The sequence below is a fragment of the uncultured Helicobacter sp. genome (genome assembly GCF_937893305.1).
Taxonomy (GTDB): Bacteria; Campylobacterota; Campylobacteria; order Campylobacterales; family Helicobacteraceae; genus Helicobacter_D.
In genome coordinates, this window is record NZ_CALBGN010000012.1 from 104,420 (window position 1) to 130,194 (window position 25,775).

The window sequence follows — 25,775 nt, forward strand, 5'->3', positions numbered from 1 at the left end:
CTATATTAATGAGAATCTAAAAGAGAAATTGCGTGTTTAGAAGATTCTTCAATATCTTCAAAAGTTTCAATAATAGATTCCACATTTTCTTTAGTTAATGTATGACTTAATTTCTCAAGTGCAGAATTTGTGTCTTTAAGTAATGCAATTTTTGTTTGATTTAACCCTTCAATATCAAGATTCCCAATTTTTAAAAGCATTTTTTCATCGTCTAAGTATTTGGAGATAGGATTAATTGCGTTAAAGTTGCAAGTTTCCTTTCTTAAATTAAAACTCAAATATAAATTAGATTTATACACAATGTGTTCAAGCTTTGAAATGCTATGTAATAAACGCGAAGAAAGCTTATTAAAGACTTCTTGAAGTGTTGCAGTAGTTTGCTCCATTTTTCCAAAAACTTCATTAAAATTTGTAATGTTGCTATGTGTCGAGTTTGCATAATCTGAAATTTGCGCAAAATTATCTTGGATTTCAGCAATTTCTTGTTGCATATTTTGCACAACCATTGAGATTCCATTTGTTGCTTTATGTGTTTTTTCTGCAAGCTGACGCACTTCATCAGCCACAACAGCAAATCCTCTTCCATGCTCCCCTGCTCTAGCAGCTTCAATACTAGCGTTTAATGCTAGCAAGTTTGTTTGATTTGCGATATCAGAAATAATATCTACAACAGAACTAATATCTTTTGATTTTTGTGTGAAGCTATCTACAGTAGCTAGATTATCATTGATAATTGCCATTAATGCATCAATGGATTCCGTGATACCTTCTACATCTTTTTGAGAATCTTTTGCACTTTTTGTGATATTTGTAACATTATCATTTACAATATCAAGTTGTTGTATATCTCCATCTAAATCTGATGAAATTTTTGTTAAATTATCATTTTGACTTCCCAAACTCATATCAAGCAATGATTTTGCAAGCGCATTTTGAATATTTGCCTTTGCATTTTCTTCTATTTTCAATAAAGCTTTATTGATATTATTAATGTTTTGAATAAATGCTCCCTTTAAGCCCTGTGCATATGCCAAACGATAATATTCACCTTTTTGTGAGCTGTGAATTGCTGTGCTAATCTCGCGCATAAAAGCTTCTAAATTATCTGCCACTGTATTTAAGTTATTCGCCATTTCGTATAAATCTGCATCACCTTCAATAATATGCAATACGCGTTGTTCAAATCGTCCTTTTTGATATTCTCTAGTAACCTTTAGCATATTCTGAATAGCACTCTCACGCTTTGTGAATTTTACGATTCCATATCCAAGGATGATAGCAACTAGCACATAAAACACTAAATAAACTTCAATCCCTTGAGCAAACATCTCTGTTGCAAAGCCAATTACACAAAAGAAAATCCCAATCATCAACAAATTTTTCATCGATAACCCCCTACTTCAGCCTGTTTTTGAAGATTGATAATAAATTCATTCCAACTGATTTTATTTTGCTCCAAGTAATCCAGAACAAATTGCACGCTAGCTTCTAAACCCTTTTCTTTTTCTAATAAAAGTAATTGTTTGTAGATTTCTATAATTGTTTCAATTCCAGTTTTGCTGGGTCTTCTACGCACAGAGTAATAGCCAATAACTTTTCCGTTTTCATCATAAGAAGGAGTTACATTAGTAAAAACCCAGTAAGTTTGACGGTTTTTAGAGAGATTGCAAACAAAAGCAAAAAATTCCTGTTTTGCTGTTACTGCATCCCATAAAAGCTTAAAAGCAGCACGCGGCATAAAGAGATGACGCACAAGATTATGTGGCTTCCCTAAAAATTCCTTTTCACTATAAGCACCATATTTAATAAAATCAAGATTTCCATAAATAATCTTGCCCTTTAAATCAGTTTTAGAAGTGATTAGAGTATCATCGTTTAATAAAACTTCGTTCTCTAAGAGTTTTAATGTGGATTCCATTTATCTCCTTGATACAACAAAATATTAAGAATTTAAATAAGGCAATTATTATTTAAATTTTATAAAAAATACATAAAATCAAATGCTTGCCTTTTATTGTTTTACGAAATAATGCAAATTATAAACATTTTTTGTATAATTTTGATCTTTTAAAATAAAAAGCTTTTAAGGTTATCAATGCAGAACTATAATTATTCGGATTTTTTAGATCCAAAAAATGCGTTACAACTCTACTCTTTAGATCTTTTTAGGCTTGGAGAAATCGCTGATTCTTTACGACAAAAATATTTTGACAAAAAAGTCTTTTTTAACTCTAATCGCCACATCAACCCCACTAATCAATGTGCAGATATTTGCAAATTTTGTGGATTTTCCGCACACAGAAAAAATCCTAATGCTTACACGATGAATAAAGAACAAGTTCTAAAAATCACTAGAGATTCCATAAAGGCAGGAGCATTGGAGTTACATATTGTAGGCGCACACAATCCAAAACTTAACCTAGAATGGTATTTGGATCTTTTTAGAACACTTAAAGAAGAATTTCCGCAGGTGCATATCAAAGCATTAACTGCCGCAGAAGTGCATTATCTAAGCACGATTTCAAACAAAAGTCACAAGGAAGTATTGGATTTAATGGCGCAAAATGGCGTAGATTCTATGCCAGGTGGAGGCGCAGAGATTTTTGATGAAAAAGTGCGTGATTATATTTGCAAAGGCAAAGTGGATTCTAAAACTTGGTTAGAAATTCACGAAATCTGGCACTCTTTAGGCAAAAAATCTAACGCAACAATGCTTTTTGGACACATAGAATCACGCGAACATCGCATTGATCATTTATTGCGTCTTTATCATCAACAAGAAAAAAGTGGAGGCTTTAATGCTTTTATCCCTCTAGTCTATCAAAAAGAAAATAATTTTCTAAAAGTCAAAGAATTTCCTAGTGGTCAAGAAATCTTAAAAACCATCGCAATTTCTAGGATTTTATTGCCAAATATTCCACACATTAAAGCATATTGGGCAACTTTGGGATTGAATTTGGCTCTTGTTGCACAAGAATTTGGAGCAGATGATATTGATGGTACAATCCAAAGAGAAGCAATTCAAAGCGCAAGCGGAAGTAAAAGTGCATATGGAATTGCAAAAGATACATTGATTGCTGAAATTAAAGATGCAGGATTTATCCCAGTTGAGAGAGACAGTCTTTATAATATTATTAAAACTTATTAACAAAAGGAGAAGCAATGCAATATTATAGTTATGAAATGTTTAAAGAAGATATGAGACTTCTTGTTAATCAAATTGATTTTAATCCTGATGCGATTGTTGCAATTTCACGTGGAGGGCTGACAATGGCTCATTTTTTAGGGATTGCGTTGGATCTTAGACGCATTTTTACAATTAACGCTTCTTCATTTTTCAATAAAGTGCAACAGGAAATTCAAATCTCAAACATCCCAGAACTTAACGGAAATCAACGCATTTTAATTGTTGATGAAATTGTTGATAGTGGCACAAGCATGGAAAAAGTGCATACAATTTTAAGCACAATTTATTCAAATATGGACTTTAAAACTGCGTGTATTTTTCACAAGCCGACAGCAAGCTTTAAACCAGATTTTGTTCTGCGTGAAGCTAAAGATTGGGTAGAGTTTTTTTGGGAAGTTGATATTGTTAAATCAATGCGTGAAAAACAATAGATAAAAATTAGATTTCATAATTGGAATCTAATTTTTATTTTCTTCGCTTAAGCATTCTTTGCAGACAATATAAAGCATCATATCATGTCCCACAAGTCTTCCTTTATAGGAGTTTGCTACATCAACTTGTAATTTTTCAATTTCATCATTACAAAATTCTTCAATTTTTCCACACTCTACACAAATAATATGATCGTGGTGCAAACCACTTGCGATCTCATAACGCTTGCCACTCTTATCTACTTCAATAGAACTTACAAACCCTTCCTTTTCTAAAAAAGATAAAATTCTATAAATTGATGAAATACTCGTATTTTTACAGGTTTTTCTAATGATTGTAAAAATATCTTCAGGGCTTAGATGCCCTCCATCTTCATAGATAACTTTTAAAATTAACTCTCTTTGTTTGGAATTTTTTAAACTATTTTTTTTGATAGATAAATGCAATCTATCTAAAATTGTCTTTAGGGATTCTTTGTATTTCTTCATTTATAAAATCCTTTCTAAATATGGATTCAATCTTAAAATCTGCTATTGTATCAAAAAGTATACAATAAATCAAAATTAAAATAAGAATTATTTTTATTTTTTATTAAGTTGATATTAATTATTATTTTGTGGTTTTATAAACTTAATACAAGGAGAGAAAATGTCTGTTTTGGTTATCGGTGGAGATGAAATTACACCTATAAAAGCCGTTCTTAAAAATCTTGGTTGTGAAAAAATCACACATTGGAATGGCAGAAAAGAAAGCGTTAATCATAAAGATTTACCACAAAATATTGCGTGCTTAGTGATACTTACAAACTTTTTAAACCATAATACAATGAGAAAATTCCGCAATGCTGCTAAGAGAAAAGAGATTCCAGTCATTTGCACTAAGCGTAGCGTAAGTTGCCTATATTGTGAATTTATAAAAATTTTTGGTTGCGATAAAGCTTGTTTCTGCAAATAAGTCTTAAAGCTTAATTATTTTTTTAATTTTTATAGCATACAATCTAGCTCTAAATCAAAAGTCATAAATTAGGAAATTACAATGACACCAGAATTATTAGAGCCATTAAGCACACTAACTTTACTCATCGTTGAAGACGATCCTATTGCATTAGATTTACTTAGGATTCCACTTGAACGCCGTTGCAAGAAAGTCATTGCAGTAAAAAAAGGCGAAATTGCTCTAAAGCATTTCAAAGACGAAATGATTGATATTGTAATTACAGATGTAAAACTTGGTGGGAAATTAGATGGAATTGCAATGGTGAAAAGTATGCGAAAAATTAATCCCAATATCCCTGTAATCTTTATGACAGCCTATAGTGATGAAGAAAAAGTTGCAGAAATGGTTAAACTTAATGCGACATCACTCATAAAAAAAGCAGTAGATTTAGAAGAGCTTTTTGTGCTTTTATTAAACATTAATAAGAATCTTAATAAAGAAAACATTATTGATCTTGGAGAAGGCGTTGCATATCGTCGCCGCGATAAATCTATTTTAAAGGGATTTGCAGTTTTTGAGCTCACAGATAGAGAGTGCAAAATTCTAGACTTATTGCTAGAAAATAATGGCTATCCTGTTACCTATGAAGAATTTAATCAAAAAGTGTGGAATGGGCAAAAAATGACAATGGATTCTCTACGCATGCACATCAATGGGATTAGGCGCAAAACCTATTATGATTTAATCCGCAATCAATCACGACTTGGCTATAAACTTCAACTCAATAAAAAAGAAGTATAAAAAGTTTAAAAACTTAGCTGCCATTGCGTATGCCCTAATACTCCACCACTGGAGTTTGCATAGCCTTTAAAAGAACACGCGTTGAATATAAAGATTACGCAAATTAATAAAATAAAAGTCTTTACCACTACTCTAACTTCTAGTATTTTTCAAAAATAATTACTTCATAAGAGCTTTGCTTTTTTACCACAGATTTGCTAGGTTGGTTTACTTTTAGCTTCTCTAAATTTAAACGCAATTCTTCAATTTCTCTATCTTGTTCATCTAATTTATCTTTGAGGCGCATAATAATATCTACACCCGCTAAATTTACACCTAAATCTCTAGTTAAACGCAAAATTGTTTTAATCTTATCAATATCTTTTTGAGAGTATAGACGCATTTTACCATCTGTTCTCCCAGGCTCCACAAGCCCTTCACGCTCGTATTGACGTAAGGTTTGTGGATGAATAGATAAAATTTTTGCTACAACACTAATTAAATAAACAGGCTCATCATAACTATACACTTGTTCTCCTTATAAATATTTCTCTAACGCTTCTTTTAACTCTTCTGGAAGTGTTTCGCTATTTGGCAAAACAACATTTGCCTCTAAATACAAATCTCCATAAGTTTTACTTTTGCGATTATACCCCCCAAGCTCTTTAACGCGAAATCTCTGTGCATTTTTAGTATTTTTTGGAACTTTTAAGGTAAGTGTTTTACGCAATGTTTCAATCTCCATTTTGCCTCCAAATAAAGCCATTTTTAATGGCACATCAAAAGACATTGTTAAATCATCCCCATTTTGTGTATATTTCGGATGTGAAGCAACACTAACCTTTAAAAGCAAATCTCCACTCTGTCCTCCTAAATTATTCCCCTTTCCTTTTAATCGGATTGTTTCTCCACTTTTAACGCCTGCTGGGATTTTAATATCATAGCTGTTATTTTGGATATGAACATTATGCACACCCCCTAAAAGTGCTGTTGTAAATGGAATCGTAATTTGCGCATTAACATCAAGATTGGGAGCATTTCTGAAGCCTCCAAAATCCCCAAACCCTGCACCACCAAAACCACCTTGTGCAAAGCCACCAGCAAAAATTTGGCTTAAAATATCATCAAGATTCATTCCACTATGAGATCGGCTAAAATCGTGAAAATTTTGCCCACCAAACATAGAATCTCCAAATTGATCATATTGCTTGCGCTTATCCGCATCACTTAAAATTTCATAAGCGGCATTAATTTCTTTAAACTTATCCTCTGCTCCAGGTTCTTTATTAATATCAGGGTGATATTTGCGTGCAAGGCGACGATAGGATTTTTTAATCTCATCTGCACTTGCATTTTGTGTAACTTCTAGCGTTTCATAAAGACTTTTTGACATTGATTTTCCTTAAAAATTCATAACTTTTAGTATATTATATTATAAAACTTTAGTTTATGTCAATCAACTTTATTTTAACTTTTTAAAATGTTATAATTTATGTTTTTTGGAGAAAACTATGGAATATCCACTATTATCATTAAGCGCAAGTGCAGGCAGTGGAAAAACTTATCAACTTACAAGGCGTTATTTGAAGCTTTTACTGCTGGGCGCAAAACCTTCAAGCATTCTAACCTTAACCTTTACCAAAAAAGCCGCAAAAGAAATGGAAGAACGCATTACACATTGCCTTGAAGAGCTTTATTATAATAAAACTAATAAAGAATATATAAAAAGATTTGAGCTTATCCCTATAAATGATGAAACAAATCCGCAAGAGTGGAAAGCCATAGAGGATAAAATCCAAAGCATCTATCAAGCATTTTTAAGCCAAGATTTAAAGATTACCACTATTGATGCGTTTTTTCAAAAAATTTTAAAAAACTTTTGCTGGTATGTGGGTGTGGAATATGATTTTGAACTTGAAGATGATGATTTAGATTGCATTTGTGAGATTTTTTTAAAAAACTTAAACGATTCTACATTTCAAAATCTCCTAAATCTTTGTTTCAAAGAGCATCAAAATTTAGATTCTATTTTAGAGCTTTGTGTATTTTTAGATGCCTTTAAAGAGAATTTAGAAAACACGCATTTTTTAAAAACAATCCCACAAAATCCTAACCTTGATTATGAAAAAGAATCTTTAAAATATACACAAAAATTACAAGAAGCTTATTATAATTTTTTCGGAAAAATATCAGAATCTCTAAATGTTAATAGCTTTAAAGACTTGCTAGAAAAAGGCAGAACTTGGCTAACAAAAGAAACTTTACAAGAATATAAAGGATTTTCTAAAGTGCCTTTTAATTCTAATGATTTTCAGCAGTTAAAACAATGTGTCACCTATGCCTTACAACAAAGAGAAGCACAATATCTAAGTGCAATTTATGCAATCTTTATAGGTTTTTTAAATGCTAAAGAGCAGTTTTATAGAGAGAATAATACATTAAGTTTTAATGCGATAGCTTCAAAAGTGCATAAACTTTTAAAAGAAAATTCTATTGATAAGGACTTTTTGTATTTTAGGCTTGATAGCACACTTAGTCATATTTTAATTGATGAATTTCAAGATACAAGCATTTTGCAATACAGCATTTTAGAACCCTTAATTGATGAGATAAAAGCAGGAGTTGGGCAAAAAAACTTTACACGCAGTTTTTTTTATGTAGGGGATATTAAGCAGTCTATTTATCGTTTTCGTGGTGGCAATCCAGAACTTTTTAATCTGGCAAGCAAGGGAATGCAAAAAATAAACTTGAAGGATAATTATCGTAGTGCAATTCATATCGTAGAATTTGTCAATCGCACTTTTAAAAAGACGATAAAAAACTTTATTCCACAAACTCCAAAATCTACAAATAAAGGATTTGTTAGAGTAAAAAGTTATGAAAAAGATGCACTTTATCAAGGTGCATTAGACACCATACAAGAACTTAAAAACTTGAATTTTAAAGAAGATTCCATTGCAATTTTAGTGTTTGATAATAAAGCAGTTGTAGAGCTGGCACAATTTTTGGAAGAGCAGGATTATAAGGTTGTCATTGATACAAGTGTAAAACTTGTTAATCACAATGAAGTGCGTGCAATCTTGGAACTTCTAAAACACATTACCACGCAAAACGCTTTATACAAGGAAGCCTTTTTTATGCTTTTAGGCTTAGAAATGGATTCCACATTTGAGATCTTTTTACAAGATATACAACGCTTAAAAACTCCAGCAAAACTGATTTTAAAAATTATGGAGCGATATAATATCGCAAGTCTAAGCGCGAAGAAATTTTTAGAATCCACTCTAGAATATTCCAACATTACAGAACTTTTAGAAAATATTGAGAAAAAATCTTTGGACATTGTTTCTAGTGATTTTTGTGGAATTCGTATTATGACAATTCATAAATCTAAAGGGCTAGAGTTTGAAAATGTAATCATTATAGATAAATCAAATCGTAGCGGCACACAACATTCTAAAGTATTTTTTGAATTTGATAAAGATGGAATCGCAATTCAAAATATTTTTCAATACAGTAAGCCTGTACGTCAAAGTTTGGATTCTAACTATTCTAACGCTCTTGCAAAAGAAAAAGCACAAGAAGCAAAAGATTTACAACATCAGCTCTATGTCGCCTTAACACGCGCCAAAGAAACAATGCACATTATAAAATCAAAGGATAAAGGAGCTTTTGTGGATTTAGAGGATTCCACCTATGGAGTCTTACAAGATAAAAATACTCAAAATCCTTTAACAAAACCGGATACAAGTTTCAATCAAATCTTACAAAAAAAACTTAGCATAGAAGATCAAGGACGCCAAAGAGATATTCAAACTTCTAACTCTACAATAAACTTCACACAAAAAAATCTAAAAAAAATTTATTATGGAATCGCTCTACACTTTGCAATGGAACAAAAATTAAAACTTAATTTAAAAGATACTTTGCTTTTAGAAATTTTAAAGAATAAATTTGGATTTTACTTAGATTTTACAGAATTAGAGACAATTATTTTGCGTAGTAATTTAATCTTAAAAAATCAAAATTTTATTGAAATAATAGCTAAAGGCAAGGTAAAATGCGAAATTCCTTTTTTGTCAAATGGCAGAGAAAAACGCCTTGATCTTTTTGTCGAAGGGGAAGATTCCGTTTGGATTGTGGATTATAAAAGTGGTAAGCAAGATGAATCCCATAAAATACAGGTGCGTGAATATATGGAATCTGTGGGTAAAATGTTGGGTAAAAACACCTATGGTTATGTCTTTTACACACAAGAAGAACAAGAAGGAAAACTTATCGAAATCACATAAAGGAAAAGTATGGAAGCAGAAAATAAAAGCAGTTTTTTAGAAGCACTCAGCAAGCTTACACAAAGTGAATCTTTTGCTGGGATTTTGTTGCTTTGTTGTGCGGTTTTGGCAATGATTGTTGCAAACTCTCCATTAAGCGAAGCGTATGCGGCACTTTGGAAAACACAATTTGGTTTTAGCATTAATGGAACATTTATTGGAATGAGCTTAGAACATTGGATTAATGATGTTTTAATGGCGTTTTTCTTTTTGGTTGTAGGCTTAGAGATTAAACGCGAAGTGCTTTTTGGGGAACTTGCAGGATTTAAAAGAGCAGCACTTCCTATTATTGCGGCACTTGGGGGAATGGTAGGACCGGGCTTGATTTACTTTGCTTTAAATGGCGGAACACCTTCTGAACACGGATTTGGGATTCCAATGGCAACAGATATTGCCTTTGCGCTCGGAGTTTTAGCTACTCTTGGTAAACGTGTTTCGGTTTCCGTTAAGGTCTTTTTGGTTTCTTTAGCAGTTGCAGATGACTTAGGTGCGATTATTGTGATTGCTCTTTTTTATTCCAGTGGAATCTCTTTTGCTTGGCTTGGCGTATCTGCTGGGATTGTAGTTTTACTTGTTGCATTAAATAAACTTGGGGTTAAAGCACTCACTCCTTATATGATTTTAGGAGTGTTTTTATGGATTGCTGTGCATAGTTGTGGCGTGCATGCAACAATTGCTGCTGTTGTGCTTGCCTTTACAATCCCTGTTGCACCAAAGATTGATACAATGCGTTTTATGGAGAAAATTACAAAAATTGTAGATCACTTTAAACAAGCTGAAAAAGAAAAATATGGAATCCTTTTACAAAATGAACAAATCCACGCATTAGGTGAAATTAGCAATCAGAAAAAAGCAGTGCAAAATCCTCTTTTGCGCTTAGAACACGCTCTTGCTCCTTATAGTAGTTTTTTAATTATGCCAATTTTTGCATTTGCTAATGCAGGAGTTACGATTGGATCAAACATTGATTTTAGCGTAGATCATGTCTTTCTTGGAATCTTTTTAGGACTTGTTGTTGGCAAGCCTGTAGGAATTTTCTTATTTACATTTTTAGCAGAAAAACTTGGAATCGCAACTCGCCCAAATGGAGTAACTTGGGTAGAAATTTTTGGTGCTGGCGCATTAGGTGGAATCGGTTTTACAATGTCAATGTTTGTAACAAACCTAGCTTTTTCTGGCGAACACGCATTAATTGCTACCGATGTTGCAAAAATCTCTATCTTAATTGCTTCACTCACTGCTGGAATCTTAGGAAGTATATTTTTTCTTGTGCGCGATAAGATTACACACCATTAAAGAGCTTTTGCTCTTAATGGGAAATTCTCCAAAAGCTGTTTTTGTTTTTCTTTAAGTATTCAACACTCAATAGAATAGTTCTTCTTAATCTCCTTTTGAAGAGATATGCTATCTAGGATTTATCCTTTGTAAATCAAGCTGTAAATGCTGATCTAAATGATAAAGCTGAATAATATAATCTATGAATTTGTAATTTTGCTCTATTCTCATTGTATTTATAGCCAAAATTCTTGTATTTATAATCCCAAAACTATTTGCATTGCACAATTATTTGCAGTGTCTCTAAAACATCTCCACGCACATCTATAAATATCGCATTATTTAACACTTATGTTAAATACTTAAAGATTGACAAATGCACTTCACTATGATGTGAAATAATTCCAAAGCAATATTTTTTCTCTTGTTTTTAAATGAGTTTAGCAGCAAGGATTCTTGGATATTCTAGCGAAACATTTTTAAAACTAACCCTTGTGATATTTTCTAAATATTTTTTATTTTTTATTCTTTTAATACATAAACTTCAATCTTGCACGAAAGCTTATTCTTTCAAAATAAAAGATTCATTAAAATCCCGATCCCCAAACTTTAATAGGTTCTGCAGAATTAACTCTATCTTACCATTGCATATTGTATTTTAAAATTTTAGGCGTGATTAACCATCCTAGCGCGCTTCCAATAAATGTTGCTTCAAATTTTAATAAAGTTTCATAGTTAAGTTCGAAAGGGGGGCAATTTTAATAAAAAAAGACTCTCACAAACATTTTCATTTAATGAATCTCCAAGATTTCTTTCTCCATAATTCTAATACAACGATGAAAGCATTAAAAACTCCTTTTTAAACTTTAATTTTTTTCAGAATCACTCCACATTCTAAATGTTTTGTGTGTGGAAATTGGTCAAAAAATGCAGTATGTTGTATCTGATGTGTTTGCTTTAAAATCTCTAAATCTTGTGCTAGAGTGATTGGATTACAAGAGATATAAATAATCTGCTCAAAACGCTTTAAAAACTCACAGACTTCTTTTCCAATCCCACAACGAGTGGGATCTACAAAAACGCTTTTAAAATTAAATGTGTTTAAGTCAATGTTTTTTAAACGATTAAACTTTCTTGCACCATTTAAAGCTTCTATGCACTCTGCTCCACTAAGTCGCACGCAAGAAATGTTTGAAATTTGATTGGTTTGACAAGCGACCTTTAAGGCATTAAGAGATGTCTTAGAAATTTCGGTAGCTAAAACTCTATTAAAGCTAAAAGACAATGGGATTGTAAAGTTTCCACAACCACAATACATCTCAAGCAAATCTCCACCTGATTTTAAATGCTCTAACACCCAAGTAATCATCTGTTGATTAATCGCAGTATTTGGCTGTGTAAAAACCCCTTCATCATAGCGATAATAAAAGTGCTTGCCTAAAATCTCTAAAGATTGCATTAAATAATCTTTTTCTAAAACTAGCTTCACTCCACGAGAACGCCCAATAATCTCAAAATGGAATCCTAAATGCTCTTTTAGTTTTACCGTTAAAGTCTTTGCGCCTAAAAGCCAAGATTCTTCTAGTTTTCTATGATAAATTAGTGTTAAAAGCAAAGCGTTATTGTTGTTTGCAAGAATTTCTATACTAAATAAACGCTCCTTAAATGCGCTAAACTCTTCTGTATTTAAAATCCCCAAAAGAACAGGCAGTGTTTTTTGGAGATTTGGTAGAAGATTTTGACAATTTGCAATCTTCACAAAGCGTTCTTTTTCTCCGCGCATTGTGTAAAAAATCTCATTATAATCGTGATAGATTCCAAGCTCCACACGCGCTCTAAAATTAGATTCCACACTTTTAAAAACCAAAAAGTTCTGAACCCCCAAAAGAGTAGAAGAAAAATGGATTTTGGATTCTAATGTAAGATTAGAGCAACCACCGCATTTACCTAAATATTCACAAACTAACGCCATTGCTACCGAAAACTCTGCACTAAATTCATTGTTAAGAGATTAAACCCATCTACTAAGATAAAAATCAAAATCTTAAAAGGCAAAGAAATCATTGTCGGCGGCAACATCATCATACCCATTGCCATAAGAATTGAGCTAATAACCATATCAATAACCAAAAAAGGCAAATACAATAAAAATCCAATTTGAAAGGCTGTTTTCATCTCACTAATAATAAAAGCTGGTAAAGCAATACTCAATGGCACATCTTGCGCAGTTTGCGGATTTTCAAGATTACGGATTCTATAAAAAAGAGCCAAATCCTTAGGGCGCGTGTTTCTAATCATAAAATCCTTAAAGGGTTGAGATGTGCGCAAAAAAGCCTCATCATAAGGAATCTCTTTTGCAATATAAGGCTTTATACCCTTTTCATAACCCTCTTTTGCTACAGGCTCCATTATAAACATTGTTAAAATTAGTGCAAAAGATACCAAAAGTTGTGTAGGAGGAGATTGCTGCGTTCCCATTGCAGTGCGCAAAAAAGAAAAAACAATCAAAATCCTAGCAAAACTTGTTGCCATTAAAATTAGTGATGGTGCTAAAACAAGCAGTGTTAAAATAACAACAATGTTTAGCGTTGTAACCAAATCTCCCGGCTCTGTTGGCGCGCGAAGCGTTAAATCCACAGTTGGAATCGTAGGGGCTTCAGGAGCTCCAAAAAGAGCAAGAAAGCTAACACAAAGAATAAAAACTAAGCGTAACACTTAAGGTATCCTTGTTTCTTCTATTTTGGATTCCATATTTTCTTCCTTGCTTACATTATTCTCAAATTGCTTTTTTTCAATAATTTGTTCTAAAATGCTTTGTGTTTTTTGCAGATGTCTATCATTAGGATAGATTCTAAACTCCACGCGACGATTTTTTTGTCGATTTTCTTCTGTGGTATTTGGTAGGACAAAATTTGTAGCACCATTACCCAATGCCGTCATTTTCTTTGGATCTACACCATTTTCTAATAACACGCGCTGCACCCCTAAAGCCCTAAGTGCGCTTAAACCTATATCATCTTTGTATTTTGGCGTAGGAGTAATTACACGATTATCTGTATAGCCTATCACATCTAAATGAAGTGTGGATGACATTTTTTGTAAAATTAAAGCAAGGCGTTTAAGAAATAGCACTTCATCAGCATCATTTAAGGTAATCTCTCCCTCATCAAACAAAAGCTTACCATTAAAGCGCAAGATAAATCCTTCACTTCCTTCATCTATAATATTTGAAGGACCAAAAGAGGTTTTGATATTTTCTTTAAAATCTAAAATTGCACTTTCAATTAAACGCACTTCCTCAGCACTTTCTGGTTCAACGGTTATATCTGCTTGTTGCTGGATTCTTGTATTATCTGGCTCAATCTTAATTCCACCACTAAGAAGAGACAATGAACCCTTTAAGCTAGATTCTGCTTCTGTGAGCTTTTTTGCATCAAAGGTTACCATTGACAAAAGCAGAATAAAAAAGGTAAGAATCAGCGTAACCATATCACCATAAGTTCCTAGCCAAAGCGGCAGAACATTAGGACAATCACAGGGAGGACAGCGCTTTGCCATTTCTTACTCAAATTGACTAACGCGTTGATTTGGTGGTAAAAATGTTAGCAACTTTGCCTCTAATGCACGCGGATTATCTCCTGCTTGAATAGACATAATCCCCTCAATAATTAAAAGCTTTACAAGAGCTTCATCATTTGCGCGAATAGTTAAAATATTTGCAATAGGTGATCCTACGATATTTCCGATAAAAGAACCATAAAAAGTTGTTAAAAGCGCAACCGCCATCGCAGGACCAATAGAAGCAGGATCAGACATATTTAAAAGCATCGCAACTAGACCAATTAATGTTCCTAACATTCCATAAGCTCCAGCATACGCCGCCCAAGTATCAAAGATACCGGCATTTGCTTTATGTCTATCAAGCGTCCTATCCATATCAGTTTCTAGCAAATCGCGAATACTATCAGGTTCAGCACCATCAATTGCCATATTTAATCCGCGCTTTAAAAACTCATTATCCTCTTGATTGGATTGTTGCTCCAACGATAAGATTCCATCGCGTCTTGCTTGCGTAGAATAATCTACAAGCTTTTTAATAAGACCCGGAACATCAAAGGTTTGCGGTTTAAATGCAATCATAAAAAAAGTAAAAGCTTTTTTCATGCTTTCCATTTTATAACCAATTAGCAAACTTGTGATAGAACCACCCACTGTAATCAAAATGGAAGGAATATCCAAATAAGGACCGATTCCTACTCCCAACATCATCGCTGTTCCTAGCAAAATAAAAGATAGCGACATTCCTACAACTGTGCCTAAATCCATGTCTTCTCTCCAAATGATGTATTCTACCAAAAATATGTTTTGTCAAATTTACTTCAAAAAACTTATAAAAAATGTCCTAATTCTAAACTTTATTGTGTTAAAATCAGATTAAATTAACTTTAAATCATAATGGGATCGTAATGAAAAATCATACTTTATCAATCGTAATTCTAGCTGCAGGCAAGGGGACAAGAATGAAATCTAACACCCCAAAAGTGCTTCATAAAATCTGTGGCAAAGAAATGTTATATTACAGCATTAAAGAATCCTTGCGCTTAAGTGATGATGTGTGCGTGGTTTTGGGTTTTGAAAATGAAAGAATCCAAGAAAAAATGCAAGAATATTTTGGCGATAAAGTCCACTTTTTACTTCAAGATTTGCAAAACTTTCCTGGCACTGGTGGTGCGTTAAAAACTTATCGTCCAAAATATAAAAAAGTTCTTGTTTTAAATGGGGATATGCCTTTAATCCAAGCAGATGAACTTAAGCAGTTCTTGTACAATGATGCAGAAATTGTAATGAGTGTATTAGATTTACCAAATGTTAATGGATACGGGCGTGTTGTTGTTAATAATGGCGAAGTTAAAGAAATTATTGAAGAAAAAGACGCGGATTCTAAAACACTTGCTCTTAGCACTTTAAACGCGGGGATTTATTGCTTTAAAACGCATATTTTGGATTCCTATATCCCTAAACTTCACAACAACAATGCACAAAAAGAATATTATTTGACTGACGTTATTGCACTTGCGCGCAAGGATAATGTAAAAATTGCTCCTTTATTTGTAGAACTTAAAAACTTCAAAGGCGTTAATGATAAGCTAGATTTGGCAAATGCTGAAGAGATTTTAAGTCAGCGCATTAAAGAGTTTTGGCTAAAACAAGGTGTGATTATGCACTTGCCAAACACAATTTATATAGAAGAAGGTGTAGAATTTAGCGGTGAGTGTATTGTAGAAAATGGCGTAAGCATTTATGGAAACTCTAAAATCATAGAATCACACATTAAAGCGCATAGTGTGATAGAATCTAGCTTTATTAAAAAGAGTGATGTTGGACCTTTAGCGCATTTACGCCCACAAAGCGTGCTAGAAAATACGCATATTGGAAATTTTGTAGAAGTCAAAAAATCCACTTTAAATGGTGTAAAAGCTGGACATTTAAGCTATATTGGCGATAGTGAAATTCAAAGTGGCACAAATATTGGGGCTGGCTTTATCACTTGCAATTATGATGGAAAGGGTAAGCATCAAACCAAAATTGGCAAAAATGTGTTTATTGGTAGCGATTCACAGGCAGTTGCGCCTTTAACAATAGAAGATGATTGTATTATAGGGGCTGGAAGCACAATAAGACGGAATCTAAAAAGGGGAGAATTATTTATAACTTGCGGCAAAGAAATTATTAAAGAAGGATTTTTTTATAAATTTTTCAACAAAAAAGCATAAAATAACGGCTTTTTAAAGAGAGAAACAATGCAAATTAAACTTAATGGAAATCCTATAAATACAGAATCCAAAACTATTTTAGATCTTTTATTAGAGTATGCAATAGATCGCAAAAGCATAGCAGTTGCCATTAATATGGAAATTATCAAACAAGAAAAATGGGAATCTTATTTCCTTAAAGAAAACGATGTAATTGAGTGTCTAACCTTTATGGGTGGCGGTTAAAAAATGGAATCCATTTCAATATATAAAGTTATTATTTTTAAGGAATATTATGAGCATAAAAACTTCCATTATTGGAGTTAGTGGCTACACAGGCTTGGAGCTAGTCAAACTCCTACTAATGCACGAACAATTTACACTCTCTAGCATTTATGCAAGTGAGGATTATCAAGATATTGCAAATTTACATCCTAGCTTAAAAGATGTTCTTAAGCTCCCTGTTAAAGAAGTAAATATAGAAAAAATTGCGCAAGAATGTGAGCTAGTATTTCTTGCCTTACCACACCAAAAAGCAATGGAATATGCAAAGACTTTACTAGAAAGAAACCTTAAAGTTGTAGATCTATCTGCTGATTATCGTTTAAGTTTAGAAAAATACGAACAATATTATTGCACACATAATGATAAAGAAAATCTGAAAAATGCAGTTTATGGGCTTATAGAATACAATCGCACAGAGATTTCTCAAGCGAATCTTGTAGCAAATCCAGGTTGCTATCCTACTGCAACTTTACTAGCACTTTTACCCTTTGTTGAATATCTTGATATTTCACAAAGTGTGTATATTGACGCAAAAAGTGGTGTAAGTGGCGCAGGTAAAAAGCTTGCACAAACTTCACATTTTGTAACAATCAATGAAAATCTTTTTGCCTATTCACCCATTAGCCATCGTCATTCTCCAGAGATTAATGAACAACTAAAAAAAATCGGAAAAGTGCAACTTAAAACACTTTTTGTCCCACATTTAATTCCTCTAACGCGAGGTATGTTGATTTCTATTTATGCGCGCTTGAAAGAAGATATTGATCCTCTTGAAATCTTACATGCGCGCTATAAAGATGAACCTTTCATTAGAGTGCGTGAGAATTGTGTTCAGATTAAAAATGTCTCTGGGACGCATTTTTGTGATATTTATGCCAAAAAAGATGGTAAAGATTTATTTATCACTTCTAGTATTGATAATCTCTTGCGAGGTGCAAGCTCACAAGCTCTCGCAAATGCAAATTTAATGTTTGGGTTTGATGAAAATTTAGGACTACCACAAATTGCATATGTGCCATAAACCTATTATCATAGAAGAGGATGCGATTTTTATCGCAGACTCTCATCATAACAGCCTCTATCAAAACACTTTAGATTCCATTTTTACCGAACTTTTGGAATCTAAAAAACGACAGATTTTCTTAATGGGAGACATTTTTGATTTTCTTGTAGGTTTAGTTCCGCAAAGTTTAAAAGACAATCAACACACACTAGAACTTTTAAAACAACTCTCACTAAAACATCAAGTATATTATCTAGAAGGTAATCACGACTTTTTATTAAAGGAGATTCCAACTTTTGAAAACATCTCTTATTTTCCATTAAATGCACAGCCAATTTTATGTCAATTTAACAACAAAAACGCCTACCTTGCACACGGGGACATCCTTTTAAGTTGGCATTATAAAATCTTTTCAAAAATTATTCGCAATAAATTTTTCATTATTTTTTTAAATTTTTTTTCAAACTTTTTATATCCTAAAATCATATATTTTTTACAAAATAAAAATATCAAAAAGAAAAAACAAGAATCATATTTTTATCAAAATTTCATAAATTTTGCACAAATGCGCGTTGAAAAATACCAAAAAAGAATATCCATTCCCAATGACTCTTATGTTATTGAAGGGCATTTTCATCGAGGTAATTGCATTAAATATCAAAACATTAATTACATTTGCTTGCCTTTTTTTGCTTGTAAAAAAAAATATTTTATTGTAAAATGCGACGATAATTGTTTAACCCTAAAGGAGTCTTAAAGTGTCAAGCTTTGAAAAAGATGATGCCCTAAAAGTGGGAACCAATGAAATGGAGTTAGTGGATTTTAGAATTCATAAACTCGAAAAAGGCAAACAATATGAAGGCATTTATGGCATTAATGTTGCCAAAGTTAATGAAATTATACGACTTCCAGAACTCACAGAACTACCTGGTGTTCCAGATTATATAGAAGGAATCTTTGATTTACGTGGAGTTGTTATTCCGGTGATCAACCTTGCAAAATGGATGCATGTAGAAATTCCGAAGAACAAAAAAATAAAACCACGCGTAATCATTGCAGAATTTAATAATATTATGATAGGTTTTATTGTCCATGAAGCGAAGCGTATTCGTCGCATTAATTGGAAAGACATTGAACCAGCACATTTTAGTTCTTCTGCTGATGCAACAATGGATAAAAACAAAATTACCGGTGTAACCAGGATTGAAGGGGATCAAGTTTTGTTAATTTTGGATTTAGAAAGCATTGTTCAAGAATTAGGATTCTATCAACCAGAAATTAGTTCAGAAAGGGCTTATAATAAGTTCAGTGGACTTGTTCTCGTATTAGATGATAGTTCTATTGCTAGAAAAATTATTAAAGAGTTTTTAGAAAAAATGGGCTTTGATGTCGTAGAGGCAAATGACGGGGAATCTGGGCTACAAAAACTTGAAAAGCTTTATGAAACTTATGGAGATAATTTAACAAAAACTTTAAAAATTATCATTTCAGATATTGAAATGCCACAAATGGATGGGTTCCACTTTGCTGCAAAAGCAAAAGAAGATTCAAGATTTTCTAAGATTCCTATAATTTTTAGCTCTTCAATTAGCGATAAATTCAGTGAAGATCGCGGAAAAGAGGCAGGAGCTGAGTCTTATCTTGTTAAATTTGATGGTAATAAGTTTCACGATGAAGTTTCACGAATTATCAACAAATACTATAATGAAAATTAATTAAACTTTTAAAGAAAGGGTATATTATGGACGAAATGCAAGAAATACTAGAGGATTTTCTCATTGAGGCGTTTGAAATGATTGAACAACTCGATCAAGATTTAGTTGAATTAGAAAATAATCCAGATGACCTAGATTTGTTAAATAGAATTTTTAGAGTTGCGCATACAATCAAAGGTTCAGGATCATTTTTAAACTTCTCTGTGCTAACACGCTTAACACACCATATGGAAGATGTTTTAAATAAGGCAAGACACGGTGAATTGACAATCACTCCTGATATTATGGATGTTGTTTTAGAATCCATTGATTATATGAAGAAGCTTCTCAATGCAATCAGGGATACAGGCACAGATGGTAATACAGGACTAGAAGGAGATATCGACAATACAATACAACGCTTAGACTCTATTTCAAAAGGAGAAACTCCAGGCACTACGACTTCAGTAGAAAACACTCCAGAAATAAGTGAATCTGCACGAGAGTCCACAGAAGAAGAACCAGAATTAGATTATGCAAGTATGTCACCAGAAGAAGTTGAAAAAGAAATTGAACGCCTACTTAATAAGCGCCAAGAAGAAGACAAACAAAAGCGCGAGGCAAAACGCGCCAAAGGCGAGCTTAATGACATTCAAGCACCTAGTGAAATTTCTGCTGAAGCTACTCCAAATGTCCCCAAGGCAGCTCCTGTTACATCTGTAACGCCAAAATCTATCTCAAAAGCAGAAAATACAACTCCAAAAACAACCACAAAATCTGGAGGAGATGATAATAAGGCTCCTGCAACAGCGGTTGAACAAACGATTCGTGTAGATGTAAAAAGACTTGATAGCTTAATGAATCTTATTGGTGAATTAGTTTTAGGTAAGAACCGCTTAATTAAAATTTACAATGATGTAGAAGAACGCTATGAAGGTGAAAAATTCTTAGAAGAATTAAACCAAGTTGTTGCTTCTGTATCAATGGTAACCACAGATATTCAACTTGCAGTTATGAAAACAAGAATGTTACCTATTGGAAGAGTATTTAACAAGTTCCCACGAATGGTGCGTGATCTCTCAAGGGAGCTTGGCAAAAACATTGATCTAATTATCACTGGTGAAGAAACAGAACTTGATAAATCTATTGTTGAAGAAATTGGAGATCCACTTGTGCATTTAATTAGAAATGCTTGTGACCACGGAGTTGAACCCAAAGAAGATAGAATTGCAGCAGGGAAAAGCGAACAAGGAACTGTTAATCTTAAAGCTTATAACGAGGGAAATCATATCGTTGTAGAAATTAAAGATGACGGTCACGGTATGGATCCTGAAATTCTTAAGGCAAAAGCTGTAGAAAAGGGAATTATCAGCGAAAGAGAAGCAGATACAATGACAGATAAGGAAGCATATTCTTTGGTTTTTAGAGCAGGATTTTCAACAGCAAAAGTTGTTACAAATGTTAGTGGTCGTGGCGTTGGAATGGATGTTGTTAAAACAAATATTGAAAAACTCAATGGAATCATTGATGTTGATAGCGAGTTAGGAGAAGGCACAACTTTTAAATTAAAAATTCCTTTAACCCTTGCAATTATTCAATCTCTTCTTGTTGGAGTTCAAGAAGAATTTTATGCAATTCCTCTTGCTTCAGTCATTGAAACGGTTAGAATTTCCCAAGATGAAATTTATACTGTAGAAAACAAAAGTGTTCTACGCTTAAGAAATGAAGTCTTGCCGCTTGTGCGTTTGGCAGATATTTTTGGTGTGGATTCCGTCTTTGATAATTCCGAACAAGCCTATGTTGTTGTAATTGGACTTGCAGAAAATAAAATTGGTGTAATTGTAGATTTCTTAATTGGACAAGAAGAGGTTGTTATTAAATCGCTTGGCTCTTATTTGAAAGGAACAGAAGGAATTGCTGGGGCAACAATCCGTGGAGATGGTAGAGTAACTTTAATTGTAGATATTGCAGCAATGATGCAAATGGCAAAAAATGTAAAAGTTAGCATTAACAAGCTAAAACAAGAAAGTGAGGCTAGAAAAGAGAAAAGCTCTCCTAGCGATTATAGAGTCTTAATTGTTGATGATTCTATGACAGATCGTAGTATTATGAAAAAATCATTAAAACCTCTTGGTATCTCAATTACTGAAGCAACAAATGGTGTAGAAGCTCTAGATATTGTTAAAGATGGTGATGGAAATTTTGATGCAATTTTGATTGATATTGAAATGCCAAAAATGGATGGTTATACACTTGCAGGAGAAATTAGAAAATACGCGAAATTCAAAAATTTACCACTTATTGCCGTAACAAGCAGAACAAGTAAAACAGATAGAATGCGCGGTGTAGAATCTGGAATGACAGAATATATCACAAAACCTTATTCACCAGAATATTTAATGAATGTCGTTAAACGCAATATTAATTTAACCGTGGAGGTAACAGAATAATGAGTAATCAACTAAAAGATGTTTTACAAAAACAACAAGAGCAAAAAAAACCTATTGCAGAAACTGAAAATGTTATTCAACTTGTTGCCTTTGTGGTAGGGACTGAAGAATTTGCTGTGCCAATTCTTAGCATTCAAGAGATTATCAAACCTTTAGAATACACAAGAGTTCCGGGGGTTCCTAATTATGTTTTAGGAGTATTTAATATGAGAGGTTGGGTTGTGCCATTAATTAATTTGCGTTTGAAATTTGGACTCCCTTATGAGAAACCAACAGAAGATACACGCTATATTGTTATTAGAAATCAAGAAGAGCGCGCAGGATTTATTATTGACCGTTTAACAGAAGCAGTTAGAATTAAAGAGTCTGATATTGACCCAACACCAGAAACAATTACGCAGCAAGATGAAAACCTCATTTATGGAGTTGGAAAGAGAGATGATAGGCTCATCACAATCTTGCGTCCAGAAGAATTATTAAAACGCACTTTTTAATTTTAATTAATTAAGAGAGCTTTCTTAATCTATAAAAGTTGGAATCCAAAATCAAATGCGATTCCAGCTTTCACTCCATCTCTAAGCGCAGTAGCAACATTTCATTTCCTGCAGAAATCAACACTTCTTCACTTGAACATTTTGGACATTTTGTATAGTTTATCTCGACAGCTTCACTAATCTCTCCACAACTCTTGCAAGTGAGTTTTACTTTTTTAAAGGTAAGATTAAGCTCTGCATTTTCACATTTGCTACCTATCTTAAATTCACTAAAAGCACTTTGCAATAAAGTTGGATTTACACCACTTCTCTCTCCTATTTCTACATATATGGCAATAATTTTATCTGCTTGATTCTCCTTAGCGATTTCTTCACAAGATTCCAAAAGTGAAGAAACAATAGAAAATTCGTGCATTTTAACCCTTTTTTAAAAAATTATTGTATTATACACACTTTGAAATTTTACACAAGGTCTATTAATGCGACATTTTTTAACTTTAGCCGATTTTAGCAAAGATGAAATTTTAGAAATTCTAAAGATTGCTAAAACTTTAAAAGGTGAAGTAAAATCCAAAAAATACAGCACTGCGCTTGCCAACCAAACTCTTGGTATGATTTTTGAAAAAAATTCTACAAGAACACGCGTAAGCTTTGAAACTGGAATCTATCAGTTGGGCGGTCAAGGTATCTTTCTCTCTAGCAACGACACACAGCTTGGGCGTGGTGAGCCTATTAAAGACACCGCTAGAGTGCTTTCATCAATGGTAGATTTAATTATGATGCGGACGCACGAACATAGTCGCCTAGAAGAATTTGCACACTACTCTAGCGTCCCTGTTATCAATGGTTTAAGTGATGATTTTCACCCAATGCAGTTGCTTGCAGATTATCTCACAATGCAAGAGCATAACAAAGATCAAAATCCCATTGTTGCTTATATTGGAGATGGCAATAATATGGCGCACTCTTGGTTAATGCTTGCTGCAAAATTAGGTTTTGAACTACGCATTGCTTCTCCAAAAGAGTATGCGCCCTCCCCTACTATTCTAAAAAGAGCACAAGAGTTTGCAAGGCTTTCTGGTGCTAAAATTGTCGTTAATGAAGACCCAAAAGCAGCAGTAAAAGATGCCGATGTCGTTACGACAGATACGTGGGCTTCTATGGGGCAAGAAAGCGAAAAAGAAGCAAGAAAAAAAGCATTTCAAGGTTATTGCGTGGATCATACTTTAATGCAATTTGCAAAAAATGATGCGATTTTTTTGCACTGCTTACCAGCATATCGAGAACAAGAAGTTAGTGAAGAAGTGCTAGAATCTAAGCAAAGTAAAATTTTCCAAGAAGCAGAAAATCGCCTACACGCACAAAAAGGAGTAATGGTTTGGCTACACCAAAACCGATAGAAGCACAAGAGTGCCACAAGACCATCAAAGAAGTATTAAAACATAAAAATATGGAATCCTTAACTTATGATGCTGCGCTTAAAGATAACGCTATTTATACATTACTAGATAGTAATAAAACAGAATTTTATCTAGTTTCAAAAACAACAATGCAAGCTCTTATGGGCGAGATTAAAAACCTTGAGAATGATAAATATCTCTTTAGACTTGAAAAAGAAATTTATAAAAATATGCCAATTGATTTTGATGATGTTTGGTGCATTGCTCTAAAAGAGATTCAAAATCACAAAAAAGATCCAAAGACTATTGTGAAGTATTTAAAGAAACATTATCCTTATTTATTTCTTAGTTTTTCAGATTAATTTGATGTCAAATAAATTTTAGGATTCCTATGATTGATTTTAAAAAATTTGCTACCTATTCAAAGTCCGGACCGCGCTATACAAGCTATCCTACCGCAATAGAATTTAGCGAAAATTACACTTTGGATTCTTATTTGCAAGATTTAAAATCCGATACAAATCCATTTTCTCTTTATGTGCATTTACCATTTTGTCGCAGTGCTTGCTATTTTTGTGGTTGCAATGTTATTTACACAAGTAAAGAAGAAAATAAGACCCTTTATTTAGAATATTTAACAAAAGAACTTGCTTTACTTAAACAAACAATCGACACCAGCAAACCTGTTTATCAACTTCATTTTGGTGGAGGGACTCCAACTTTTTTTAATGCAAATGAACTTGAAAAACTAATTTCTCTCTTAAAAAATACTTTTCCAAATTTTGCAAAAGATGCAGAAATTGCCTGTGAGATTGATCCACGCTTTTTTACTAATGAACAAATGCAAGCTTTAAAAAATGGTGGTTTTAACCGCTTAAGCTTCGGAATCCAAGATTTTGATGAGAGTGTGCAAAAAGCAATTCATAGGATTCAACCCTTTTCTTTAGTGCAAGATTCCATTAATATCGCACGAAATTTTGAAATTTCTTCTATTAATTTTGATTTAATCTATGGTCTTCCTTTTCAATCCCTAGAAACCTTCAAAAAAACTTTAGAATTAGCCATCAAGCTTAATCCGGATCGCTTTGCTATTTTTAATTATGCACATGTTCCTTGGCTTAAAAAAACAATGCGCAAAATTGATGAAACCACACTTCCGCTCCCTGAAGAGAAATTAAAGATTTTAGAATTTAGCATTCAATTCTTGCAAGATCAAGGCTACAAAATGATCGGGATGGATCATTTTGCAAAGCCAGATGATGAGCTTTTTAAATCTATAAGCAAAGGCCAACTGCGTCGTAATTTTCAAGGCTATAGCACAAAAGGTGGCACACAAACTATTGGTATTGGGCTTACTTCTATTGGAGAAGGGATGGATTATTATGCACAAAACTTTAAGACACTTCCAGAATATCAAAATGCCCTTGATAATGGAATTCTACCTTTTCAAAAAGGAATTAAACTTAGTGCTGATGATCGGTTAAGAAAGGCTGTTATAATGCAATTAATGAGTAATTTTAAACTTGATTTTCACGCCATACAGTCACAATTTAATATTAACTTTGCAGACTATTTTGCAGACGCCCTTAACGCATTAAAACCACTAGAAAATGCGGGATTAATCACTCTTAGCAAAGATGGAATCCAAGTCAGTCAAACAGGTGCTTTGCTAATTCGCAACATTGCAATGCCCTTTGATGCGTATTTAAAGCACACAAACCAAAAAGTTTTTAGCAAAACCATTTAAAGGATACA

At 33.1% G+C, this 25,775-nt stretch carries 26 protein-coding genes; 16 read left to right on the top strand and 10 right to left on the bottom strand.

All coding sequences use genetic code 11. The features are described from left to right. Positions 1–5: 5 nt before the first annotated feature. Together Q0358_RS02540 and Q0358_RS02545 are read right to left on the bottom strand one after the other, a co-directional pair. Positions 6–1,385 carry a methyl-accepting chemotaxis protein gene (locus Q0358_RS02540; protein WP_299546697.1) on the bottom strand — a complete coding sequence of 460 codons (1,380 nt, stop codon included), beginning with the start codon at positions 1,383–1,385 and terminating at the stop codon, positions 6–8. Continuing rightward, positions 1,382–1,918 carry a PAS domain-containing protein gene (locus Q0358_RS02545; protein ID WP_299546699.1) on the bottom strand — a complete coding sequence of 179 codons (537 nt, stop codon included), beginning with the start codon at positions 1,916–1,918 and terminating at the stop codon, positions 1,382–1,384. The genes Q0358_RS02540 and Q0358_RS02545 overlap by 4 nt, the downstream gene beginning before the upstream one ends. Before the next feature lie 177 nt (positions 1,919–2,095). Between Q0358_RS02545 and mqnE the strand changes: the two genes are divergently transcribed. Both mqnE and Q0358_RS02555 read left to right on the top strand, forming a co-directional pair. Beyond that, entirely contained in the window at positions 2,096–3,148 is a 1,053-nt protein-coding gene (gene mqnE / locus Q0358_RS02550; protein WP_299546701.1) for an aminofutalosine synthase MqnE, read from the top strand. A 14-nt stretch (positions 3,149–3,162) separates the two neighbouring features. Next, positions 3,163–3,618 (top strand): phosphoribosyltransferase family protein, encoded by a 456-nt coding sequence (locus tag Q0358_RS02555; RefSeq protein WP_299546703.1) that lies wholly within the window; start codon positions 3,163–3,165, stop codon positions 3,616–3,618. Between the two features lie 27 nt (positions 3,619–3,645). On the opposite strand, the gene Q0358_RS02560 is transcribed toward Q0358_RS02555, so the two are convergent. Beyond that, positions 3,646–4,107: a Fur family transcriptional regulator gene (locus tag Q0358_RS02560; protein WP_299546705.1), complete on the bottom strand. Its 462-nt coding sequence runs from the start codon at positions 4,105–4,107 to the stop codon at positions 3,646–3,648. Positions 4,108–4,267: 160 nt separating this feature from the next. Between Q0358_RS02560 and Q0358_RS02565 the strand changes: the two genes are divergently transcribed. Together Q0358_RS02565 and Q0358_RS02570 are read left to right on the top strand one after the other, a co-directional pair. Then, entirely contained in the window at positions 4,268–4,573 is a 306-nt protein-coding gene (locus Q0358_RS02565; RefSeq protein ID WP_299546707.1) for a DUF2325 domain-containing protein, read from the top strand. A gap of 81 nt (positions 4,574–4,654) precedes the next feature. Beyond that, positions 4,655–5,356, top strand: a complete 702-nt coding sequence (locus Q0358_RS02570; protein ID WP_299546709.1) for a response regulator — start codon at positions 4,655–4,657, stop codon at positions 5,354–5,356. 139 nt (positions 5,357–5,495) lie between these two features. Here the strand turns inward: Q0358_RS02570 and Q0358_RS02575 are convergent, their stop codons facing one another. Together Q0358_RS02575 and Q0358_RS02580 are read right to left on the bottom strand one after the other, a co-directional pair. After that, positions 5,496–5,864, bottom strand: coding sequence for a helix-turn-helix transcriptional regulator (locus tag Q0358_RS02575; protein ID WP_299546711.1), 369 nt, complete (start codon positions 5,862–5,864; stop codon positions 5,496–5,498). Between the two features lie 9 nt (positions 5,865–5,873). Then, positions 5,874–6,728: a DnaJ C-terminal domain-containing protein gene (locus Q0358_RS02580; protein WP_299546713.1), complete on the bottom strand. Its 855-nt coding sequence runs from the start codon at positions 6,726–6,728 to the stop codon at positions 5,874–5,876. 118 nt (positions 6,729–6,846) lie between these two features. Between Q0358_RS02580 and Q0358_RS02585 the strand changes: the two genes are divergently transcribed. Both Q0358_RS02585 and nhaA read left to right on the top strand, forming a co-directional pair. Next, positions 6,847–9,627: a RecB-like helicase gene (locus tag Q0358_RS02585; RefSeq protein ID WP_299546715.1), complete on the top strand. Its 2,781-nt coding sequence runs from the start codon at positions 6,847–6,849 to the stop codon at positions 9,625–9,627. Between the two features lie 9 nt (positions 9,628–9,636). Continuing rightward, positions 9,637–10,962: a sodium/proton antiporter NhaA gene (gene nhaA, locus Q0358_RS02590; RefSeq protein WP_299546717.1), complete on the top strand. Its 1,326-nt coding sequence runs from the start codon at positions 9,637–9,639 to the stop codon at positions 10,960–10,962. 838 nt (positions 10,963–11,800) lie between these two features. Here nhaA and trmA read toward each other — a convergent pair. The 4 genes from trmA to Q0358_RS02610 are packed head-to-tail and all read right to left on the bottom strand — an operon-like array spanning position 11,801 to position 15,267. Then, entirely contained in the window at positions 11,801–12,913 is a 1,113-nt protein-coding gene (gene trmA, locus Q0358_RS02595; RefSeq protein WP_299546720.1) for a tRNA (uridine(54)-C5)-methyltransferase TrmA, read from the bottom strand. Between the two features lie 2 nt (positions 12,914–12,915). Continuing rightward, positions 12,916–13,656 (bottom strand): flagellar type III secretion system pore protein FliP, encoded by a 741-nt coding sequence (gene fliP / locus Q0358_RS02600; protein ID WP_299546722.1) that lies wholly within the window; start codon positions 13,654–13,656, stop codon positions 12,916–12,918. Next, positions 13,657–14,499 carry a flagellar motor protein MotB gene (locus tag Q0358_RS02605; protein WP_299546723.1) on the bottom strand — a complete coding sequence of 281 codons (843 nt, stop codon included), beginning with the start codon at positions 14,497–14,499 and terminating at the stop codon, positions 13,657–13,659. A gap of 3 nt (positions 14,500–14,502) precedes the next feature. Further along, complete coding sequence (locus tag Q0358_RS02610; RefSeq protein ID WP_299546725.1) at positions 14,503–15,267, bottom strand: MotA/TolQ/ExbB proton channel family protein; 765 nt, start codon at positions 15,265–15,267, stop codon at positions 14,503–14,505. 140 nt (positions 15,268–15,407) lie between these two features. Here Q0358_RS02610 and glmU point away from each other — a divergent pair, with 140 nt between their 5' ends. The 7 genes from glmU to Q0358_RS02645 are packed head-to-tail and all read left to right on the top strand — an operon-like array spanning position 15,408 to position 22,620. Further along, entirely contained in the window at positions 15,408–16,715 is a 1,308-nt protein-coding gene (gene glmU / locus Q0358_RS02615; RefSeq protein ID WP_299546727.1) for a bifunctional UDP-N-acetylglucosamine diphosphorylase/glucosamine-1-phosphate N-acetyltransferase GlmU, read from the top strand. Between the two features lie 27 nt (positions 16,716–16,742). Beyond that, positions 16,743–16,940 carry a sulfur carrier protein ThiS gene (gene thiS / locus Q0358_RS02620; RefSeq protein WP_299546729.1) on the top strand — a complete coding sequence of 66 codons (198 nt, stop codon included), beginning with the start codon at positions 16,743–16,745 and terminating at the stop codon, positions 16,938–16,940. Between the two features lie 49 nt (positions 16,941–16,989). Next, the gene (gene argC, locus Q0358_RS02625) at positions 16,990–18,000 is read left to right on the top strand and encodes an N-acetyl-gamma-glutamyl-phosphate reductase (RefSeq protein ID WP_299546732.1); all 1,011 of its coding nucleotides are present in this window, start codon (positions 16,990–16,992) and stop codon (positions 17,998–18,000) included. Beyond that, positions 17,990–18,739 (top strand): metallophosphoesterase, encoded by a 750-nt coding sequence (locus Q0358_RS02630; protein WP_299547040.1) that lies wholly within the window; start codon positions 17,990–17,992, stop codon positions 18,737–18,739. The genes argC and Q0358_RS02630 overlap by 11 nt, the downstream gene beginning before the upstream one ends. A gap of 49 nt (positions 18,740–18,788) precedes the next feature. Continuing rightward, on the top strand, positions 18,789–19,697 hold the full coding sequence (locus Q0358_RS02635) for a chemotaxis protein (RefSeq protein ID WP_299547047.1): 909 nt from the start codon (positions 18,789–18,791) through the stop codon (positions 19,695–19,697). A 26-nt stretch (positions 19,698–19,723) separates the two neighbouring features. Continuing rightward, positions 19,724–22,126 (top strand): chemotaxis protein CheW, encoded by a 2,403-nt coding sequence (locus Q0358_RS02640; protein WP_299546734.1) that lies wholly within the window; start codon positions 19,724–19,726, stop codon positions 22,124–22,126. Next, complete coding sequence (locus Q0358_RS02645; RefSeq protein ID WP_299546736.1) at positions 22,126–22,620, top strand: chemotaxis protein CheW; 495 nt, start codon at positions 22,126–22,128, stop codon at positions 22,618–22,620. The genes Q0358_RS02640 and Q0358_RS02645 overlap by 1 nt, the downstream gene beginning before the upstream one ends. Positions 22,621–22,690: 70 nt before the next feature. Here the strand turns inward: Q0358_RS02645 and hypA are convergent, their stop codons facing one another. Beyond that, positions 22,691–23,035: a hydrogenase/urease nickel incorporation protein HypA gene (gene hypA / locus Q0358_RS02650; RefSeq protein ID WP_299546738.1), complete on the bottom strand. Its 345-nt coding sequence runs from the start codon at positions 23,033–23,035 to the stop codon at positions 22,691–22,693. A gap of 64 nt (positions 23,036–23,099) precedes the next feature. On the opposite strand from hypA, the gene argF reads away from it, so the two are divergent. From argF to hemN, 3 genes are read left to right on the top strand one after another with little or no spacing between them, the layout of a single operon-like run. Beyond that, a complete protein-coding gene (gene argF / locus Q0358_RS02655; RefSeq protein ID WP_299546740.1) occupies positions 23,100–24,020 on the top strand; it encodes an ornithine carbamoyltransferase in 921 nt (306 codons plus the stop codon). Further along, complete coding sequence (locus tag Q0358_RS02660; RefSeq protein ID WP_299546742.1) at positions 23,999–24,382, top strand: DUF2603 domain-containing protein; 384 nt, start codon at positions 23,999–24,001, stop codon at positions 24,380–24,382. Before argF ends, Q0358_RS02660 begins: the two co-directional genes overlap by 22 nt. Positions 24,383–24,411: 29 nt before the next feature. Further along, positions 24,412–25,767: an oxygen-independent coproporphyrinogen III oxidase gene (gene hemN, locus Q0358_RS02665; RefSeq protein WP_299546744.1), complete on the top strand. Its 1,356-nt coding sequence runs from the start codon at positions 24,412–24,414 to the stop codon at positions 25,765–25,767. The last annotated feature ends 8 nt before the right edge of the window (positions 25,768–25,775 follow it).

Bases quoted from the DNA above. Each gene is read 5' to 3' on its own strand.
- Q0358_RS02605 (WP_299546723.1), bottom strand. From the start codon at position 14,499: ATGGCAAAGCGCTGTCCTCCCTGTGATTGTCCTAATGTTCTGCCGCTT.
- hemN (WP_299546744.1), top strand. From the start codon at position 24,412: ATGATTGATTTTAAAAAATTTGCTACCTATTCAAAGTCCGGACCGCGC.
- argF (WP_299546740.1), top strand. From the start codon at position 23,100: ATGCGACATTTTTTAACTTTAGCCGATTTTAGCAAAGATGAAATTTTA.
- Q0358_RS02565 (WP_299546707.1), top strand. From the start codon at position 4,268: ATGTCTGTTTTGGTTATCGGTGGAGATGAAATTACACCTATAAAAGCC.
- Q0358_RS02640 (WP_299546734.1), top strand. From the start codon at position 19,724: ATGGACGAAATGCAAGAAATACTAGAGGATTTTCTCATTGAGGCGTTT.
- nhaA (WP_299546717.1), top strand. From the start codon at position 9,637: ATGGAAGCAGAAAATAAAAGCAGTTTTTTAGAAGCACTCAGCAAGCTT.
- Q0358_RS02645 (WP_299546736.1), top strand. From the start codon at position 22,126: ATGAGTAATCAACTAAAAGATGTTTTACAAAAACAACAAGAGCAAAAA.
- Q0358_RS02545 (WP_299546699.1), bottom strand. From the start codon at position 1,918: ATGGAATCCACATTAAAACTCTTAGAGAACGAAGTTTTATTAAACGAT.
- Q0358_RS02540 (WP_299546697.1), bottom strand. From the start codon at position 1,385: ATGAAAAATTTGTTGATGATTGGGATTTTCTTTTGTGTAATTGGCTTT.
- Q0358_RS02560 (WP_299546705.1), bottom strand. From the start codon at position 4,107: ATGAAGAAATACAAAGAATCCCTAAAGACAATTTTAGATAGATTGCAT.
- Q0358_RS02580 (WP_299546713.1), bottom strand. From the start codon at position 6,728: ATGTCAAAAAGTCTTTATGAAACGCTAGAAGTTACACAAAATGCAAGT.
- thiS (WP_299546729.1), top strand. From the start codon at position 16,743: ATGCAAATTAAACTTAATGGAAATCCTATAAATACAGAATCCAAAACT.
- Q0358_RS02585 (WP_299546715.1), top strand. From the start codon at position 6,847: ATGGAATATCCACTATTATCATTAAGCGCAAGTGCAGGCAGTGGAAAA.
- Q0358_RS02555 (WP_299546703.1), top strand. From the start codon at position 3,163: ATGCAATATTATAGTTATGAAATGTTTAAAGAAGATATGAGACTTCTT.
- Q0358_RS02635 (WP_299547047.1), top strand. From the start codon at position 18,789: ATGGAGTTAGTGGATTTTAGAATTCATAAACTCGAAAAAGGCAAACAA.
- hypA (WP_299546738.1), bottom strand. From the start codon at position 23,035: ATGCACGAATTTTCTATTGTTTCTTCACTTTTGGAATCTTGTGAAGAA.
- glmU (WP_299546727.1), top strand. From the start codon at position 15,408: ATGAAAAATCATACTTTATCAATCGTAATTCTAGCTGCAGGCAAGGGG.
- trmA (WP_299546720.1), bottom strand. From the start codon at position 12,913: ATGGCGTTAGTTTGTGAATATTTAGGTAAATGCGGTGGTTGCTCTAAT.
- Q0358_RS02570 (WP_299546709.1), top strand. From the start codon at position 4,655: ATGACACCAGAATTATTAGAGCCATTAAGCACACTAACTTTACTCATC.
- mqnE (WP_299546701.1), top strand. From the start codon at position 2,096: ATGCAGAACTATAATTATTCGGATTTTTTAGATCCAAAAAATGCGTTA.
- argC (WP_299546732.1), top strand. From the start codon at position 16,990: ATGAGCATAAAAACTTCCATTATTGGAGTTAGTGGCTACACAGGCTTG.
- Q0358_RS02610 (WP_299546725.1), bottom strand. From the start codon at position 15,267: ATGGATTTAGGCACAGTTGTAGGAATGTCGCTATCTTTTATTTTGCTA.
- Q0358_RS02630 (WP_299547040.1), top strand. From the start codon at position 17,990: ATGTGCCATAAACCTATTATCATAGAAGAGGATGCGATTTTTATCGCA.